At 63.9% G+C, this 19511-nt stretch carries 8 protein-coding genes; 6 read left to right on the top strand and 2 right to left on the bottom strand.

Features of this window, described 5'->3' with window-relative positions; all coding sequences use genetic code 11:
• Positions 1–104: 104 nt before the first annotated feature.
• The 6 genes from LJ738_RS17885 (at position 105) to LJ738_RS17860 (ending at position 16608) form a co-directional block, all read left to right on the top strand.
• A complete protein-coding gene (locus LJ738_RS17885) occupies positions 105–3317 on the top strand; it encodes a SusC/RagA family TonB-linked outer membrane protein (protein ID WP_227787728.1) in 3213 nt (1070 codons plus the stop codon).
• Between the two features lie 36 nt (positions 3318–3353).
• On the top strand, positions 3354–4856 hold the full coding sequence (locus tag LJ738_RS17880; protein ID WP_227787727.1) for a RagB/SusD family nutrient uptake outer membrane protein: 1503 nt from the start codon (positions 3354–3356) through the stop codon (positions 4854–4856).
• A 252-nt stretch (positions 4857–5108) separates the two neighbouring features.
• Positions 5109–8108 carry a glycoside hydrolase family 2 protein gene (locus tag LJ738_RS17875; protein ID WP_227787726.1) on the top strand — a complete coding sequence of 1000 codons (3000 nt, stop codon included), beginning with the start codon at positions 5109–5111 and terminating at the stop codon, positions 8106–8108.
• Positions 8109–8344: 236 nt separating this feature from the next.
• A complete protein-coding gene (locus LJ738_RS17870; RefSeq protein ID WP_227787725.1) occupies positions 8345–10873 on the top strand; it encodes a glycosyl hydrolase 115 family protein in 2529 nt (842 codons plus the stop codon).
• A gap of 116 nt (positions 10874–10989) precedes the next feature.
• Positions 10990–14427, top strand: a complete 3438-nt coding sequence (locus LJ738_RS17865; RefSeq protein ID WP_227787724.1) for a DUF4450 domain-containing protein — start codon at positions 10990–10992, stop codon at positions 14425–14427.
• A gap of 21 nt (positions 14428–14448) precedes the next feature.
• The gene (locus tag LJ738_RS17860; protein ID WP_227787723.1) at positions 14449–16608 is read left to right on the top strand and encodes a hypothetical protein; all 2160 of its coding nucleotides are present in this window, start codon (positions 14449–14451) and stop codon (positions 16606–16608) included.
• Between the two features lie 39 nt (positions 16609–16647).
• On the opposite strand, the gene LJ738_RS17855 is transcribed toward LJ738_RS17860, so the two are convergent.
• Both LJ738_RS17855 and LJ738_RS17850 read right to left on the bottom strand, forming a co-directional pair.
• Entirely contained in the window at positions 16648–17058 is a 411-nt protein-coding gene (locus tag LJ738_RS17855) for a YbbN family protein (RefSeq protein ID WP_227787722.1), read from the bottom strand.
• 124 nt (positions 17059–17182) lie between these two features.
• Entirely contained in the window at positions 17183–19363 is a 2181-nt protein-coding gene (locus LJ738_RS17850; protein WP_227787721.1) for a sensor histidine kinase, read from the bottom strand.
• Positions 19364–19511 lie beyond the last annotated feature (148 nt).

Raw genomic sequence — 19511 nt, 5'->3', positions numbered from 1 at the left:
TAGTCTACAGGAGGGTAGGGGCTTTAGGGAAAAGTAATTTGGTCACAGATACCTGCCTCTACCGCTCGCCTTTTTCTCAAAATCTCACCCCTAGTTTCTCTCACATGACTAAGCGTTACACCTGGCAACGATACGGCCTGGCCGTCTGCTTGCCACTGCTGCTGCTAAATGGCCCCGGTGCGGTGGCCGCCCCCACCCGTCCCGCTCACCACATGGTGGCCGACTGGCAACTGACCGGCAAAATCGTTTCGCCCTCCGGCGAAGGCCTCCCCGGCGTGACCGTGGTGCTGAAGGGCACCACCATCGGCACTACCTCCAACGTGGACGGCACCTTTGCCCTGGCCGTGCCCGAAACGGCCGGTACGCTGGTGTTCAGCTCCATTGGGTTTAAGACCCAGGAGCACAGCTTCAGCGGCGCCGAGAGCATCACCATAAAGCTGGTGGACGACAACAAGGCGCTGGACGAAGTAGTAGTGGTGGGCTACGGCACCCAGAAGCGCGGCGACGTAACCGGCGCCATCGCCACCCTCGACGCCCGCAAGCTTGAGGAGCGGCCCATTGCCCGCGTCGACCAGGCGCTGGTGGGCCAGCTGGCCGGCGTGGTGGTAAAGCAGACCTCCGGCGTGCCGGGCCGGGCCTTCAGCATCCAGGTGCGGGGCGCGGGTTCTATTTCGGCCGGCAGCGAGCCGCTGTATGTGATAGACGGCTTCCCGCTGGAGAGCGTGGCGGCCAACGGCGGCGGCCGCTTCAGCAGCGGCAACCCGCTCGACAACATCAACCCCAACGACATCGAGAAGATTGAGGTACTGAAAGACGCCGCGGCGGCGGCCATCTACGGCTCGCGCGCGGCCAACGGCGTGGTGCTCATCACCACCAAGCGCGGCAAGTCAGGCAAGCCCCAAATCAGCGTCAATTCCTACGCGGGCGGCTCGCGGGCGGCCAAGAAGCTCGACGTGCTCAGCGGCGAGGAGTGGGCCTCGCGGGCCACGGAAATCATCAACAACAACTGGGTGAAATCGGGCGCGGGCCGCACCGCCAGCCAGACCACGGCCCAGCGCCGCACCATCCTGGGCCTGACCGGCAACAACGTGAACCCCGACCTGATGCTGGACGACCGCTGGGCCATGCCCGGCCACCCCGGCCTGCAGTACATCGACTGGCAGGACCAGCTTTACCGCACCGGCATCAGCCAGAACTACCAGGTGAGTGCCTCCGGCGCTACCGACAACGTGAACTACTACGTGTCGGGCAACTACAACGACCAGCAGGGCTTCGCCATTGGGCTGGACTACAAGCGCTACTCGGCCCGCGCCAACGTGGAAGTGAAAGCCAGCGACAAGCTGCGCTTCGGCCTGACCCTGACTCCGACCTATTCCATCTCGACCGACCCCGGCATTGAGGGCAAAGACAACCGCTTTCACCAGCTGCTCTCCGAAACCCCGATTGTGGAAGACACCGCCGGCGTGAACACCGGCTACGGCAAGAACGACGTGTACCGCTGGGCCGTAAGCGCGGCCAGCCCAATTGCCGTAATTAATGCCTACAAAGGCGACACGCGCACGTTCCGTACCCTCGGAACGGTGTTTGGCGAGCTGCAGCCCATTCCGGGCCTGCGGCTGCGCTCCACGCTCAACTTCGACAACAACGACGTGACGTCGAAGTCGTACCAGCCGCCCACGCGCAACCTGGCCACTTCGCTGGCCTCGGGCTCGTACAGCGGCTTCCGCCGCCAGACGTTTGTGAACGAAAACACGGCCACCTACGGCAAGGTCATCGGCAAAAACGACTTCTCGGCGCTGTTGGGCTATTCCTACAACTTCTCCAAGCTCGACAACGTGGCTCTGGCCGCCTCGGGCGGTTTCATCAACAACACGGTGACGACTCTGAATGGCGCCACCAACATCACGGGCACGGGCAGCAACTTCACCACCGAGACCCAGAGCGTGCTGCTCTCGTACTTCGGCCGCCTGCAGTACGCCTACGACGGCAAGTACCTGCTCTCGGCCAGCGTGCGCCGCGATGCTTCCTCGCGCTTCGGCTTCGAAGACCGGGCCGGCGTATTTCCGGCCGTGTCGGCGGGCTGGCGCCTCTCGCAGGAGTCGTTTCTGCAGCCTGTCACGTTCCTGAGCGACCTGAAGCTGCGCGGCAGCCTGGGCTACTCCGGCAACAACACCATCGGCGACTACAGCAGCATTGCCACGCTGGGCTTCGCCAACTACGCCTTTGGCGGCACCTCCGGCGTGCAGGTGACCGGCCAGGCGCCCAACAAAGTGGGCAACTCACAGCTGAAATGGGAGCGCAACCGCACCATCGATTTCGGGGTGGACTTCGGCCTGTTCAAGAACCGCATCGTGGCCTCGGCCGACATCTACACCAAAACCAGCCAGGACCTGCTCCTGAACGTGCCCGTGCCCACGGCCGCCGGCTTCGGCACCAACCTGGTGAACATCGGCGAGGTGCGCAACAAGGGCTGGGAGGTGGAGCTGAGCACCCGCAACCTGGAAGGCGCACTGTCCTGGAACACGTCGTTCAACGTGAGCCACAACGAGAACGTGGTGGTCCACCTGGGCCCCGGCGACGGCACCATTGAAGTGCCCAACGGCCTCGACACGCCCAGCAACATCCTGAAAGTAGGCCTGCCCATCTACAGCCTCTTCGTGGTGCGTCAAACCGGCATCCTCAGCCAGTCCGACATCGACAACAAAGCCGCCCTGTTTGGGGCCGAAACTGCCGGTGACCCCAAGTACGAAGACTTCAACGGAGACGGCAAGATTGACAGCAACGACCGCCAGGTGGTGGGCAACCCCAACCCCACCTACACCTACGGCATGACCAACACCGTGCGCTACAAAGGCTTCGACCTGAGCTTTCTGGTGCAGGGCCAGCGCGGCGGATCCATCTACTCCACCCTGGGCCGCGCCATCGACCGGACCAGCGTGGGCTACAAGGAAAACGCCCTGGGCCGCGTGCGCGACCGGTGGTTCTCGGCCGAAAACCCCGGCGCGGGCATCAAGGGCAAGGCCACGGGCAGCTTCGGCTTCATCCGCAACACCGACTGGCTGTACTCGTCCGACTACTACCGGGTGCGCTCCATCACGTTGGGCTACGACCTGGGCCTGATTATCAAGAAAAGCGTGGCCCAAGGCGCCCGCGTGTATGTGACGGCCGAAAACTGGTTTGGCCACGACAACTACTACGGCGGCCTCAACCCCGACGCCCTGAACACGAGCAACACCGGCACCTTCGTGTCGGGCTCGGACTACGGCGGCTTGCCACTGGCCAAAACGCTGGTCCTGGGTCTTAACCTTACTTTTTAATCGGCTGGGTTTGCCCCGCTCCCTTCCCGAATTCCCATGAAACGTATCCTCCTTCTCTTAACCATTGCCTGCGGCGTGGCCCTGAGCGGCTGCGAAAAGGACCTGGACCAGACGCCCATCTCGAATGGCTCGGTGCCGGACTTCTACAAAACGGCGGCCGATTTCGACCAGGCCATGACGTCGGTGTACAGCCAGCTGCGCGGCTTCCCCGACCGCGAAGTCATTCTCTCCGAGCTGCGTTCCGACAACATGTACGCCGTGAGCGCCATTGGCTCGCGCGACTGGGACCCCATCAACAACTTCGCGCCCACGCTCTCCATTAACCCCTACGTGGCCGATGCCTGGGCCTCGGACTACTCGGCCATCTTCCGGGCCAATACCATGCTCGACCAGCTGGCCGCCAACGGGGCCGTAACGGGCTCGCTGCGCACCCGCTACGAGGCCGAAGCGAAGTTTATCCGGGCCTTCATGTACTTCGATTTGGTGCGCAAGTTTGGCAAGGTGCCCGTGATTGAGCACGCCCTGCTGCCGCAGGAAGTATCCAAGATTCCGCGCCAGGACGTGGCCCAGGTGTACACCCTGATTATCTCCGACCTGCAGTTTGCCATCAGCAACCTGCCCGTTTCCTACACCGGCAACAACATTGGCCGCGTCACGGCGGGCGCTGCCAAAGGCATCCTGGCGCAGGTCTACCTCACCCGTTCGGGCCCCAACTACGGCATCAACGGCCCAGGCCTGGGCCTGAATGAGTACGACAAAGCCACCGTGCTGCTCGACGACCTCATTGCTGCCCGCGGCACGGCCCGCTACGCCCTGCAGCCCACCTACGCCGCCATTTTCTCGCCCACCAACGAGAATAACTCGGAGGTGATTTTCGACATCCAGTACATCAACAACGGCAGCCTGGGCTCGTCGTTCTGCAACGTGGTGGTGCCCGATGGCTACTACGGCCTGCTGGGCCTCACGTTCTCGGCCGGCTCGGTCGAAATCAAGCCCTGCTCCAACGACCTGGTGAATACCTCCTACGCCGCCACCGACGTGCGCAAGGGCGTCAACATCCAGTTGGGCTACACCTACCAGAACGTGACGGATACCCGGCCCTTCTACAAGAAATACGTGAACGTGGCCGCCAAGGGCGCCAGCCGCACCGACTGGTCCATCAACTACATCGTGCTGCGCTACGCCGACATTCTGATGATGAAAGCCGAATGCCTCGTGCGGGGAGTGGGCGGCTCCACGGCCGATGCCCTGACGCTCATCAACCCCCTGCGGGTGCGCGCCGCGCAGCCGGCGCTCACCACCCTCACGCTGGAAAGCCTGATGGAGGAGCGCCGCCGCGAGTTTGCCGGCGAAAACCTGCGCTGGAACGACCTGATGCGCTCCGGCCTGGCCCTGACCGTGATGAACGCCTGGGTGCCCAAGGACGACGTGGGCAACAAAATCACGCGCCCCATTACGGCCAACCTGCTGCTCTACCCCGTGCCGCAAGTGGAGCTGAGCTCGGCCCCCGGCCTCTACGAGCAAAACCCCGGATATTAACCGGCCGCCACTGCACTTGAGCTGAAACTAAACAGCCCAAGTTGAGCAACTTCAATAGGCCAACGACAAGAATATCCTGCTGCGCTATGCGCAGCAGGATATTCTTTTTTCCACGATGCCACCCCCAGACACGTTAGGCCCGCCTATACCGCACAGTACAGGACAGTGAGTGCAGATGGGTCGAGTTCTTTTGCGGGCAGTCCCCTTTCTCCCTGTGCCATGTATCAAGTCCCGCGTGTTTCCTCAGGCTCAATGGCACCGCGGCCTCTGGCATTGCGGCGCTGGCTGTGCGTGGCGTTGTGGTGGGGGCTGGTGCCGGCGATGCTAGCCGCCGCGCCTATTGCGGGCAGAGAGAAGTATAATTTCAACCCCGGCTGGAAAGTGCGGGTAGGAGAGGCGCCTGGTGCTGAGGCCGCCAGCTACGACGATGCGCAGTGGAAAGCCGTGACGCTGCCCTACGCCTGGAACGAAAGCGAAGCCTTCCAAAAAGACATCAAGGACCTGAGCAAGGGCATTGCCTGGTACCGCAAGCATTTCCGGCTGCCGGCCGGGGCCGCGGGCCAGAAGGTGTTTTTGGAGTTTGAGGGCATCCGGCAGGCTGGCGAATTCTATTTGAACGGCCAGCCCATCGGGCAGCACGAAAACGGGGTGATGGCCTTTGGCTTCGACATAACTCCGCTGCTGCGCCCCGCGCCCCAGGAAAACGTGCTGGCCGTGCGCATCAACAACGACTGGGACTACAAGGAAAAAGCCTCGGGCCAGATTTACCAGTGGAGCAACCGCAACTTCAACGCCAACTACGGCGGCATTCCCAAAAACGTGTTCCTGCACGTGATGAGCCCGCTGCACCAGACGTTGCCGCTGTTTTCCACGCTGGGCACCACGGGCGTTTACATCTACGCCCAGGACTTTGACGTGGCCGGCGGCCGGGCCACGGTGGTAGCCGAGGCGCAGGTGAGAAACGAGTTTGCCGCCCCGCGCACGTTCACGTTTGAGGCCACCGTGGCCGATGGTTCCGGTAAGGTCGTTGGCACGTTCAGCGGCGGCACCACCACGCTGCAGCCCAGCGAAACCAAAACGGTGGCCGCCCGCGCCCAGCTCACCGGCCTGCATTTCTGGAGCTGGGGCTACGGCTACCTGTACACCGTGACCACCCGACTGGTAGCCAACCGCAAAGTGGTAGACGAAGTAAAAACCCGCACCGGCTTCCGCAAAACCGAGTTTGCCCACGGCCTCATCCAGCTCAACGACCGGGTGCTGCAGGTGCACGGCTACGCCCAGCGCACCAGCAACGAGTGGCCCGCCGTGGGGCTGGGTGTGCCGGCCTGGCTCTCGGACTACAGCAACGGCCTGATGGTGGCCGGCAATGCCAACCTGGTGCGCTGGATGCACGTGACCCCTTGGAAACAGGACATCGAAAGCTGCGACCGGGTGGGCCTGCTACAAGCCATGCCCGCCGGCGACGCCGAAAAAGACGTGACCGACCGCCGCTGGGGCCAGCGCCTGGAGCTAATGCGCGACGCCATTGTGTACAATCGCAACAACCCCAGTATCGTGTTTTACGAGGGCGGCAACGAGAGCATCAGCGCCGCGCACATGAAGGAGCTAAAGGATATTCGGGACCGGTACGACCCGCACGGCGGCCGGGCCATTGGCTCTCGCGAGATGCTGGATATTCCCGAGGCCGAGTACGGCGGGGAGATGCTCTACATCAACAAAAGCGCCACCAAGCCCCTATGGGCCATGGAGTACTCACGCGACGAAGCCCTGCGCAAGTACTGGGACGAATTCTCGCCGCCCTTCCACAAAGACGGCGCCGGCCCGCCCTACAAAGGCGCCAGCGCGGCCGAGTACAACCGCAACCAGGACTCGCAGGCCCGCGAGGACGTGATGCGCTGGTACGACTATTGGCACGAGCGGCCCGGCACCGGCACCCGCAGCAGCGCCGGCGGCGTCAACATCGTTTTCTCCGACACCAATACCCACTACCGCGGCGAAGAAAACTACCGCCGCAGCGGCGAGGTCGACGCCCTGCGCATTGCCAAAGACGGTTACTTCGCCCACCAGGTAATGTGGGACGGCTGGGTCGAGCCCGAGAAATCGCGCACCCACATCATCGGCCACTGGAACTACAAACCCGGCGTGGTGAAGGACGTTTCGGTGGTGTCGAATGGCGAGCGGGTTGAGCTGTTTCTCAACGGCAATTCGTTGGGCAACGGGCAGCAGAGCCACCGGTTCCTGTTCACGTTCCGGCAAGTGGCCTGGCAGCCCGGCACCCTGCGCGCGGTGAGCTACGATGCCGCCGGCCGCAAAACAAGCGAAGCCGAACACCAGACCGCCGGCCCCGCCGTGGCCCTGCGCCTCACGCCCACCACCAGCCCCACCGGCCTGCACGCCGACGGCACCGACCTCGCCCTCGTGCAAGTAGAAGCAGTGGACGCCCAGGGCCGCCGCTGCCCCACGGCGCTCAACCTGGTCAACTTTGCCCTGAGCGGCCCCGCCGAGTGGCGCGGTGGCCTGGCTCAGGGCCCGGGCAACTACATTCTGGCCAAAAGCCTGCCGGTAGAAGGCGGCGTGAACCGTGTACTTATTCGCACTACCACCCAGGCCGGCAAAATCACCCTCACGGCTACTTCTGAAGGATTGAAACCCTCCACCATCAGCCTGAAATCGCAGCCCGTGGCCGTGAAAAATGGCTTGGCCACACGGGTGCCCGGCGCCGACTTGCCGGTAAGCTTGCAGCGCGGGCCCACGCCGGCCGGGCCGTCGTTCACGGTGTCGCGGGTGAGCGTGCTGGTTGCGGGCGTCGCGGCCAGTTCCAACGCTACCAACGCGGCGTTCAGCATTGATGACAACGAGCTGTCGGAGTGGGTCAGCGACCGCAAGGATGCCCAACCTTGGTTTGAATTCGCGCTGTCCCGGCCCGCCGCCATCAGCCAGGTGGCGATGAAGCTCACGGGTTGGCGCACCAGCACTTATCCGCTGCGCATTCTGGTAGATGGGCAGGAGGTTTTCCGGGGCACCACGGAACGCAGCCTGGGCTACTTCACGGCTGTGTTTCCGCCGCGCACGGGCCAGAAACTGCGAGTTGAGCTGATTGGCACCACGCAAGCCAAAGACGCCTTTAACATCTCGGAACTGGAAGCTACCAAAGTAGCCACTGCGGCCACTGACCAGCCGGGCCCGCCCGGTACGCTGGGATTGGTGGAGGTGGAAGTGTATGAAAACGCAGCCGGGTCTCCAACTCCATGAGCCAGCAAAAAAAGAACGTCATGCAGAGCGCAGCGAACCGAAGGTCGGCGTAGCCAAGCATCTCGACTGCGCCGCCATTTGTCATGCTGACGAATGAAGCATCTTATCGGCGCTGAACGACACAGGCGTGAGAAGATGCTTCGCGAGCTCAGCATGACAGACGATTGTAATGATTACCCTACGCGAGACGCTTGGCTGCGCTCGGCATGACAGGTTTTTGGCAGCCTTTCCCACTTATGTTTCAACGAAGCACCATCTTTAATTTCCTCGCCCTTGTGCTATTGGCGCTGGCCGCCTGTCCATGCCACGCCCAAGGCCCGCTCACGGCTCCGCTCACGTCAGCCTATGCGGCGCAGGCTTTCCCGCTGGTGCACGCGCACCAAGCCGCGCCGCTGTACTACGATGCCAAAGATGCTGAAGTAGTGCGCGTAGCGGCCGAAGCTTTTGCTGGCGACGTGGCGCGGGTGACGGGCGTGCGGCCGTCCTTGCGAATCTCGGCAAAACTGCCCAACGGGCCAGCAGTAATCATCGGCACACTGGGCAAATCCCGCTTGATAGACCAGCTCGTGGCCAGCGGTAAGCTCAAGCCCGGCCCGCTGCGGGGCCAGTGGGAAAGCTATGCCATTAGTGTAATTGAAAAGCCGTTTCCGGGCGTGCCGCGGGCGCTGGTCATTACCGGCAGTGACCGGCGGGGCACGGCGTTTGGCGTGTTTGAGGTGGCGCGGCGCATGGGCGTGTCGCCGTGGGTGTGGTGGGCCGATGTGGTGCCCGCGCACCACGCCGCCCTGTATGTGCAACCCGGCCGGCTCGTCCAGGGCCCGCCCTCGGTGCAGTACCGGGGTATTTTCCTGAACGACGAGGACTGGGGCCTGCGCCCCTGGGCCGCCCGCCACCTCGACAAAGACGTGCACGACATTGGCCCCAATACCTATGCCCACATATTCGAGCTGCTACTGCGCCTGAAAGCCAACTACATCTGGCCGGCCATGCACCCCGGCACCAAGGCCTTCTACCACTACCCGGCCGACCCGGTGCTAGCTAACCGCTACGCCATTGTGGTGGGCTCGAGCCACTGCGAGCCCATGCTCCGCAACAACGTGTTTGAGTGGGCCGAAAACTATGAGTACGAGTACGGCCAGAAGCCCGGCGAGTGGCGCTACGACCTCAACGGCCCGCAGATGCACCGCTACTGGGAAGACCGGCTGAAGCAGTCGGCCCGGTACGAGTCGGTGTACACGGTGGGCATGCGCGGCATTCACGACGGCAGCATGCCCGGCCCGCCCGACCGCGCCGCCAAAGTGCGTTTGCTCGACTCCATCATCACCGACCAGCGCAGTTTGCTCAGGGCCTATGTGAAGCCGATAAATGGCCGCCCGGTGCCCCAGATTTTTTGCCCCTACAAAGAGGTGCTGACCCTGTATCAGTCCGGCCTGAAGCTGCCCGACGATGTTACCATTGTGTGGGCCGACGACAACCACGGCTATATCCGGCAGCTGTCGAACCAGGAAGAGCAAAAGCGCAGCGGTGGCAGCGGTGTGTACTACCACCTCTCGTACTGGGGCGCGCCGCAGGACTATCTGTGGCTGTCGAGCATTTCGCCGCCGCTGGTGAGCTATGAGCTCAGCAAGGCCTACGCGCTGGGCGCCCGGCGGCTGTGGGTGGTGAACGTGGGCGATATCAAGCCCGCCGAGCTGGAAACCGAGTTTGCCCTGGATTTGGCCTGGAACGTGGGCCGCTGGACGCCCGCCACCGCTGCGCAGTACCCCCTGCATTGGGCCACCGAAACCTTCGGGACCAAGCTGGCGCCCGCCATTGCCCACATCAAGCAGGAGTATTACCGCCTGGCCCAGGCCGCCAAGCCCGAGCACCTGAGCGGCGTAACCTTCACGGCCGTCGAAGCCGACAAGCGGCTGGCCGACTATCAGAAAATTGCCACTGAAGCTCAGAAGCTACAGCAGCAGGTGCCCGCCACCCTGCAGGACGCCTACTTCGAACTGGTGCTGTACCCAACGCAGGGTGCGCGGCTGATGAATGAAAAAGTGATTTACGCCGCCCGCAGCTTGGAACTGGCCAAACAAGGCGATAACCGGGCCCTGGTTTTAGCCCAACGAGCCCAGGCCGCCTACGACCAGATTCAAGCCCTGACCCACCGCTACAACAACGAAATTGCGGGCGGCAAGTGGGCCGGCATGATGAGTTCGCACCCGCGCGACCAGAAGGTATTTGAGATGCCGCCCGTAGCCACAGCCGCTCTGGTAGCAGAAGGAAAAGCAGCTCAGAAAACTACAGTAACTCAAGTGGCCGCTGGACCTGCGCCACTGCTGATTGCTGCTGCCGCCTACACTGGCAAAAAAGAAGCTAACAACGAGCATCTCACGCTACTACCAGGCCTCGGCCTGGAAGGCAACGGCCTCACCCGGCAGCCCTACGACGTGCCCTCCTTCGCCACTGTCGTGGCCAATGCGCCCTATCTGGAATACCGGGCCGACTTGACCGCGGGCCCGCATACGGTGACCGTGCGGTGCCTGCCCACCTTTGGGCTATACACTGGGCGCGGCCTGCGCTACGCCGTTTCGGTTAATAATAGTCCGCCCCAGATTGTGGACGTGAACGTGCCAGCCGACTCAAAGCAGTGGAAGGAAAACGTGTTGCGCGGCTTCTCGCAGGGCCAAACCCCGCACGAGGTGGCGGCCAGTGGCCCGGCTACCATCCGGCTTTATTTGCTCGACCCGGGCGTGGTGGTTAATCAGCTCCAGATTCAATGAAAAGACGGATTGTTGAACCTCACCTCCCGACCCCCTCTCCAACAACGAGGGGGTGCCTATTCCGCGCGGGCTTGCATCGTCTGACTCCCCCTCTTTTTTGGAGAGGAGGCCGGGGGGTGAGGTTCCTCTGGCTGGTCAGCACACTCCTGCTCCTAATCAGCCAAGCTCAAGCCCAAGTAGCGCCGCCTCTCTGGCACAACCAGCCGCGCACCCTGCGCTACCACCCCGAAGGCACCGATTTCGTCATCACGAACGGTACCCGGCGCTTCAACCGCGCCCTTTACGGCACCAATACCGCCTTCCGCGTCGAGGCTGGCGACCTGCCGGAAGTGGCCCTGTACCTGCCCGGCATGGGCGGCAACCTGAAGTTTGGCCTGCTGGCCAATGGCCAGAGTAAGTGGCTGATTAAGGCTGAAAGCATAACCGCTCGCTACCGGCCCGGCGCCCTGCTCTACGACATCACCGACCCGCTGCTGGGAGCCGGCAAACTACACCTGGAGGTGCTGGCCCTGGCCGATGCCGAAGGCGTGGTGGTGAAAGCGCAGTTCGAAAATGTGTCGGCCAAAAAGGTGCAGCTGCTGTGGGCCTTCGGCGGCGTTACGGGCAAGAAGTTCAGCCGCGACGGCGACATTGGGGCCGACCCCGAATCGAGCTTTTATCTGAAGCCGGACTACTGCCAGGGCAATGCCTTTGCGCTGCAGGGCAACACGTTTACGCTCACTTATGGAATAGGGGAGAAGCCCACCAAAGCCGTGGCCGCCGCGGCTGGCAATGGGATGCCGGCACCTAAAACCCTGACCGGAACATTCCCGACCAAGGCAAAGAGCCACGTGGCCGATGCCGTGCAGCAGGAATCGCCGGCGCAGCTGTGGGCGTCCGGCGCGTCGGCCATGCCGGTAGTGGTGGGCATGGTGCCCGTGCGAGCGGGGGAGGAGCTGTATTTCTCGGTGCAAAAGCCGGCTGACGCGGGCGCTGCAACCGTTGCCTATGCTGCGTTGCCTGCCGCTTTTGCCCGCGCCGAAGCGGCCCGACAGGCGCTGGCCGGGCGCGTGCGCGTGGTCACGCCCGACCCGTACATTAACACCCTCGGCGGAGCCTTGGCTGTGGCCGCCGATGCCATTTGGGAGGCGCCCTCCTACATGCACGGGGCTGTGGCCTGGCGCATGCGGCTCAACGGCTGGCGCGGGCCCTACGCTGCCGACCCCTTGGGCTGGCACGACCGCGGCCAGTCGCACTTCCGGGCCTACGCCAAATCGCAGCTCACCAGCCCCGAAACCGGCCCGGTGGTGATGGACACCGCCCTGCACCTGGCCCGGCACCTCGAGAAGTTGGGTACGGCCGTGTTCAGCAGCGGCTACATCTGCCGCAACCCCGACGGCGACTTCCGGCCCCACCACTACGATATGAACCTGGTGTACATCGACGCCCTGTTGCGGCACCTGCACTGGACCGGCGACCTGGCCTTTGCCCGCGAAATGTGGCCGGTGCTCCAGCGCCACCTGGCCTGGGAAAAGCGCAACTTCGACCCCGACAACGACGGTCTCTACGACGCCTACGCCGCCATCTGGGCCAGCGACGCCCTGCAGTACAGCGGCGGCGCCGTCACCCACACCTCGGCCTACAACTACTTTGCCAACCAGCAAGCCGCCGCTCTGGCCCAGCTGCTGGGCGAAGACCCCGCGCCCTACCGCCGCGAGGCGGCCCATATTCACCAATCGCTCAATAGCCGCCTGTGGCTGGTGCCGCAGGGCTGGTTTGCCGAGTACCAGGATGCGCTGGGGCTGCAGCAGCGCCACCCCGCCGCCGGCCTCTGGACGGTGTACCACGCGCTGGATTCGGAAGTGCCCGACGCTTTTCAGGCCTACCAGCTGCTGCGCTACGTCGACGCGGAAATTCCGCACATCCCCGTGCGCGCCGCCGGCCTGCCCGATGCCGGCTACCACCTGCTGTCCACCACCAACTGGCAGCCCTACGACTGGTCCTTGAACAACGTGGTGATGGCCGAGGTGCTGCACACCACGCTGGCCAACTGGCAGTCCGGCCGCACCGAGCAGGCCTTTCTGCTCTGGAAAAGTGCCCTGCTCGAAAGCATGTACCTCGGCGCCAGCCCCGGCAACTTCCAGCAGATTTCCTTTTACGATGCCAACCGCGGCGAGCTATACCGCGACTTTGCCGACCCCGTCGGCGTGGCGGCCCGCACGCTGGTGGAGGGCCTGTTCGGCATCGTGCCCAATGCCCTGGAAGGCACCCTGCTCATCCGGCCCGGCCTGCCCCAGGCGTGGAACGCAGCGGCCCTGACCGTACCCGATATTTCCTTCGATTTCAAGCGGGAGGGCTCCCGCGACACCTACACCATCCGGTCGGCTTTCAGCAAGCCCCTGCGACTGAAGCTGCAGGTGCAGGCCCGGGCGGCAGCTGTGCAATCAGTCACTGTAAACGGCCAGCCGGTGCCGTGGCGCAACCTGGATGCCGCGGTGGACTGGCCGGTAATTGAGCTGAATAGCGCGCCAGCGGCGAAGTATGTCGTCGAAATCCGGTGGCAGGGCGACGCGCCCGACGCCGTCCCAACTCAGCCCAATTTCCAGGCAGGTGCGCCACTTGATGTGCGGTTTGCGCACGCGGGCATTGCGCAGGTGTTCGACCCGCAGCACGTGTTCCAGCAGGTGAAAGCCACCGGAGGCGAACTGACCGCCCAGGTGGCCGGAGCTGCGGGCAGCCATACCGCTTTCGTGCAGCTGCGGCAGGGAGAGTTAAAGTGGTGGGAGCCGGTTGGCGTAACCATTGCGCGGCCGCTGGCTGCCGTACCAGCAGCTACGGCCTTGGCCCGCGCCAAGTGGGCCGCCGTGGACCTGGCGGCATATTTCAACGACCGGGTGACGCGCATTTTCCAGAACCAATACCTGGCGCCGAGGCCCGCCGGACCCACGCTGCAGCTGCCCACGCAGGGCATCGGCAACTGGTGCTACCCGCTCACAGAAGCCAATATCGACGATGCAGGCCTACGCCGGCTGGCTGGCGCCAGGAACACCATTGAGCTGCCCGGCGGTATCCCGCTGCGCACGCCCGGCGCAGCTGGCGCCAACAACATCCTGTTCGTGTCGCAGTGGAAAAACTACCCCAGCCAGCGCACGCTGCCCCTCACCGGCCAGGCCTCGCACGCCTACCTGCTCATGGCCGGCTCCACCAATCCCATGCAAAGCCAGTTCCTCAACGGCGAAGTGCGCATAGCTTACACCGACGGCACCACCGACACGCTGCCGCTGCGCAACCCCGACAACTGGTGGCCCATCGAGCAGGATTATGCCGACGACGGCTTTGCCTTCCGCACCGGCCCGCACCCGTACCGCCTGCACCTGAAAACCGGCCTGCTCACCCGCGAATTCACTCAGTACACGGCCATCAAAGGCTTTAGCACGCGGGCCATCGACGGCGGTGCGGCCACCGTGCTGGACATGCCCCTCAACCCCCGCAAAAAGCTCAAAAGCCTCACCCTGCAAGCCCTCGCCAACGACGTGGTAATTGGGCTGATGAGCGTGACGCTGCAACGCAACTAACTGCTCCTTCTGCTCCCGCTTATGCCCTCCACTTTTCGTTTGTTTCGATTCCTTGCCGCTGGCTGCTTTGTGGCAGTGGGCGGCGCTGCGGCCGCGCAGGCCGTGCCCGGCGCCATCGACCGCAAGGCGCTGGTGGAGCGCCACCGGGTGGTGAATACGACCACCGACACGCTGTCGTCGCTGTCGGTGGGCAACGGGGCGTTTGCCTTCACAGCCGATATCACCGGGCTCCAAACCTTCCCGGCTTACTATGAAAAGGGCGTGCCGCTGGGCACCGAGTCGGAGTGGGGCTGGCACCGCTTTCCGAACAAGGAAGGCTACCAGTTTGCCCAAAGCCTGCGCGAGTATGTGCTGAATGGCCGCCCGGTGAGCTATTCGGTGCAAGTGAAAACGCCGGGCAACAAAGACGCCGTCGACTACCTGCGGGCCAATCCGCACCGCTTGCAGTTGGGCAACTTCGGCTTCCGGCTGCTCAAGAAAAACGGCCAGCCGGCCACCATCCACGACCTGCGCAACATCCGCCAGGTGCTCAACCCCTGGACCGGCGAGCTCACCAGCCACTTCACCCTGGAAGGCACGGCGGTGGATGTCATCACGGTGGGCCACCAGCAGCAGGACGCCATAGCGGTGCGTGTAGAGTCGGCGCTGCTGAAAACCGGCCGCCTGAAGCTGGCGCTGCGCTTCCCGTTTCCCACCGCGGGTTGGGCTGATATGGGCACCGACTATTCCCATAACGACCAACACCGTTCGGCCATCGTCAGCCAGCAAAAAGGGGCCGCGCTGCTGTCGCACCAGCTCGATACCACCCGCTACACGGTGGCGTTGGGCTGGGCCCAGGCGGCCACGCTGGCTCCGGTCCGCCCGCACGAGTTTGTGCTGAGCCCCGGCAAAGCGGCAAGCGTGCTCGAAGTAAGCTGCCGGTTTGCGCCCCGCCGGGCCGCTGCGCCGCTGGTTTCGTTTGCCGCCACGCGCGCCAACAGCCGCCAGCAGTGGGAAGCGTTTTGGAAGAGCGGGGGCGCCGTCGATTTCAGCGGCAGCACCGACCCGCGGGCCCGGGAGCTGGAGCGGCGCATTGTGCTGTCGCAGTACCTCACCAAGCTGCAGAACGCGGGCTCGCAGCCGCCGCAGGAAACTGGCCTGGTGCTCAACAGCTGGTACGGCCGGCCCCACCTCGAAATGCACTGGTGGCACTCGGCCCACTTTGCGCTCTGGGGCCGCCCCGCGCTGCTCGAAAAAAGCCTGACCTGGTACGCCAGGCCCGACGTGCAGGCCGTGGCCCGTGGCATTGCCCGCCGCCAGGGCTACGCTGGCGTGCGCTGGCAAAAAATGACCGACCCCTGGGGCGAGGAAGGCCCGTCGTCCGTTGGGGCGTTTCTGCTCTGGCAGCAGCCGCACACCATCTATTTTGCCGAAGAAGCTTACCGGGCGCACCCCAATGCGGCCACCCTCAAGCTGTACCAGGAGCGGGTATTTGCCACCGCCGATTTCATTGCCAGCTACCCGTTTTTTGAGAAAGACAAAAACCGCTACATCCTGGGCAAGGGCGTGATTCCGGCGCAGGAGCGGTTCAAGGCCGAAGACACTTTTAACCCCACCTTCGAGCTGGTGTACTGGCACTGGGCGCTGGCCACGGCCCAGCAGTGGCACGAGCGCCTGGGCCAGCCCCACAACGCCCAGTGGGACGAGGTGCTGCAGAAGCTCTCGGCCCTGCCACAGGCCGGCGGCGTGTACCTGGCCGCCGAAAGCGCGCCCGATTCCTACACCAACCCCGAATACAAAACCGACCACCCTTCGGTGCTGGCCGCGCTGGGCATGATGCCCGCCACCGGCCAGGTAGACCCGGCCACCATGCGCCGCACCTTCGACCTGATTTGGAAAGACTGGAACTGGGATAAAACCTGGGGCTGGGACTTCCCCATGACGGCCATGACCGCCACCCGCCTCGGCCTGCCCGACCGCGCCGTAGACGCCCTGCTCATGAAGGTGCGCACCAACACCTACCTGCCCAGCGGCCACAACTACCAGGAGGGCCGCCTGCCCATCTACCTGCCCGGCAATGGCGGCCTGCTTGCCGCCGTGGCCCTCATGTGCGCCGGCTACGACGGCTGCCCCACCCAGAATCCCGGCATCCCCAAAACCGGCTGGCAGGTGCGCTGGGAAGGCCTGCAGAAGATGCCCTGAAAAGGGGCAGGCAACGTTCTTTAGGAAGCAGCCCGCCCGTTATTTCTGAGCCAGGGCCTGCGTTATTTCAGCCTCAATCTGGGCGTTGGGCTCGGCCATGCTCACAGTTTTGAGGACCTGGTGTGTGCCAGCGTCGACCAGCAGAATCACGCCCGTGTAAATCATGGGGCCCTGCACATTCTCGACGCCGAGCTTGGTCAGGCGCTCTTTCGAAGCAGCCACGGTGGTGGGATTGCTCAGGTCGTTGAGCGCGAAAACGATGGGCTTGCGGGCATAATTGGGAACCAGGGCCATCACGCGCGGGCCGTGAGCCTTACAGGTGCCGCACCAGTCGGCGCGGTTCACAATGGCAATGACTTTGGGCGCCTTCTGAGCCAGAACCGTGGTCGCGGGCAAGGTGGTCATTACCAGAAGGGCTAGGAAGGAAATAGTGGCTTTCAGGAACTTCATGGAGCGAGATAAAAATCTGTAAAACAAGAGCTTGAATTTACAAATTCTTATTTAAAAGTAAAGGTTCCTTCCTATGTTTGGCCCAGGGTAGCTCAGGAAATGTATCCCAATAAATCAGGTGGTGCTAGTAAAATGAAGCATAGCCTGGGTTGGCAGCCTGCGGAATCAAGATGTTGACCATGGTGCCATTTCCCGGGGACGAGCTGATGCGAAACTGACCGTTGAGCAGCTTCACCCGGTCGCGCAGCGCCTTGAGGCCCATGCCTTCGCGGGTGGGAACCTGGGTGGTGTCGAAGCTGCGGCCGTTGTCGCGGGCTTGCAGCTCCAGCCAGCCGGCCCGGCTAGCCAGGGAAAGCGTGGCCTCGGTGGCGTGGGCGTGCTTCATGATGTTGTTGGCCAGCTCCTGGGCCATGCGGTAAAGCGCCAGGGCCAGGCCCGGCGGCAGGGGCGGGAGGTTGTCGGCAAGGCAGGTCAGGTGCAGGGAGGGAGAGCTGTAGTCGCGGCAGATTTCGCGCAGGGCCACGGCCAGCCCAAAGTCTTCGAGGATGGTGGGGATGAGCTCGTGGGAAAGGGTGCGGGTTTGCGAAATGGCAGTTTTGAGCAGCTCGACGGTTTTGCGGTGCGCGCTGGCAAAGGCATCGGCATTGGTGAGGGTAAGCATCTGGTCGAGCTGCAGCTGGGCGGCGTAGAGCAGCTGGCCCAGGCCGTTGTGCAGGCTTTCGGCAATGCGGCGGCGCTCCACTTCCTGGGCGTCGAGCACGGCGTTGGCCAGCTGCTGCTGCTGGGCCAGCTGCAAGCGCAGCAGGTCGGCGGTGGCTTGCTTGCGGGCCGTGATGTCGTGCCAGGTCACCACCAGCCCGTCGCCGAAGGGCGCGGCCGCCACGTGGTACCACGTCTGGGAGTGTGGCTCGGGGTAAGGCAGCTCAAAATCCAGGGGCTGTTGCTGCTCCACTACTTGGCAGAAGTGCGCAAACACGCCGCAGGGGGCCATGTTGGGCTCTTCAATCAGGAGGCGATGGCCCACCATGGTGTGCCGCTGCAGCAGGCGGTGCGACGCCTCGTTGGTGAGCACCCATTCGAAATCGACTAGGTTTCCGGCCTCGTCGCGCACGCTTTTCAGAACTTCCAGGCTGTCGAGGGTGGCGTTGAAGATGGCTTGGAGCAGATCCTTGCTTTCCCGCATCGCCTGTTCGCTCTGCTTGCGGACGGTAATGTTTTCGATGGCCACCACCGCACCGTCGCCAAGCTGCACGGCCGTCCAGCGGAACCAGCCGGTGGCGCCATTGGCATCGAAGGAATTCTCCAAGTCGAGCAACTGGCCAGTTTCCACGGCGCGCACGATGCCATCGAACAGCCCCATTTCCTTGGCGTACGGCCAGTCGACCAGCATGCGTCGGCCCAATATTGGGCGCCCGGCCAGCTCATCAGCCAGGCCATTGGCCAGCACCACTTCAAAGTCCACGATGTGGCCGGCCTCGTCGCGCACGCTCCGGAGCAGGTGCAGGGCCAGGGTAGAGCGGTTAAAAATGGCCTCCAGCAGGTCCTTGCGGGCGCGCAGCTCGGTTTCCTCCGGCTGCAGGGCCGTGATGTTGTGGGTGATGGCCAGCACGGCCAGCACCTGCCCGGCGTGCACCTCAGGCACGAGCCGCGAATGAAACCGCTGTTCGCCATTGGGCGTGGCCAGCGAATGGTTGTACTCTTCGGGCTTGCCAGTGGCAAACACGCGCTGCAGCTTGGCCGAGTAGGCGCCATCGGACGAAGTGGGCAGGTTGATTTCGGTCAGGGCCTTGCCCAGCAGCGCGCCGGGCGGCTGCCCGGCCGCGGCTCCCAGTGCCGCGTTGGCGTATTGCAGGCGCAGGCCGGGGCTCCAGCGGGCCACGGCGTTGGGGGAGAGGTCGGCCATGGCCTGGTACTGCTGGCGCTGCTGCACGAGGCGCGTGACGTCTTGCCAGTACACCAGCACCTGGGGGCCGGTGGGCTGGGTGCTCATCTCAACCCAGCGCTGGCAGTAGGACAAAAGAAACTCGCCGCTCACGGGCTCGGTAGCGTTGGCGGCCTGGTGCAGGGCCAGGCGCACTGCCTCGGGCAGGTGGGCCGGCAGCGCCTCGGCCTGGGCCGGGCCAAGTGGGGCGTGGGCCAGCCCCAGCAGGTTTACGGCCTGGGGGTTGGCAAACGTGAGCTGCACCTTCCGGTTGAGCGCGAACACGGCCAACGGCATGCCCAGCAGCACCTGCTGGGGCAGCACTGTAGGCCCAGAAGCGTCAGGAGATGGTGGGGAGGGTTGGATATGGTCGGCGGCGGTCATGCAGGCAAGGGAAAGCCGCGAGTGGGACAAACGAAAGGATTGCCAACAGGTGTGGGGCGTTCTGGGTATACGCTGCTCGGACCAGGGCAGCGGCCTTGATTGCCACCAAGTTACGGCAAGGGGCAAGGTGCCACAAACTTAATTCACC

The sequence above is a fragment of the Hymenobacter plasmatis genome (assembly GCF_020711255.1).
GTDB lineage: Bacteria > Bacteroidota > Bacteroidia > Cytophagales > Hymenobacteraceae > Hymenobacter.
Note: the sequence above shows the minus strand (reverse complement) of the source record. Positions and strands in the feature narration are given on the sequence as shown.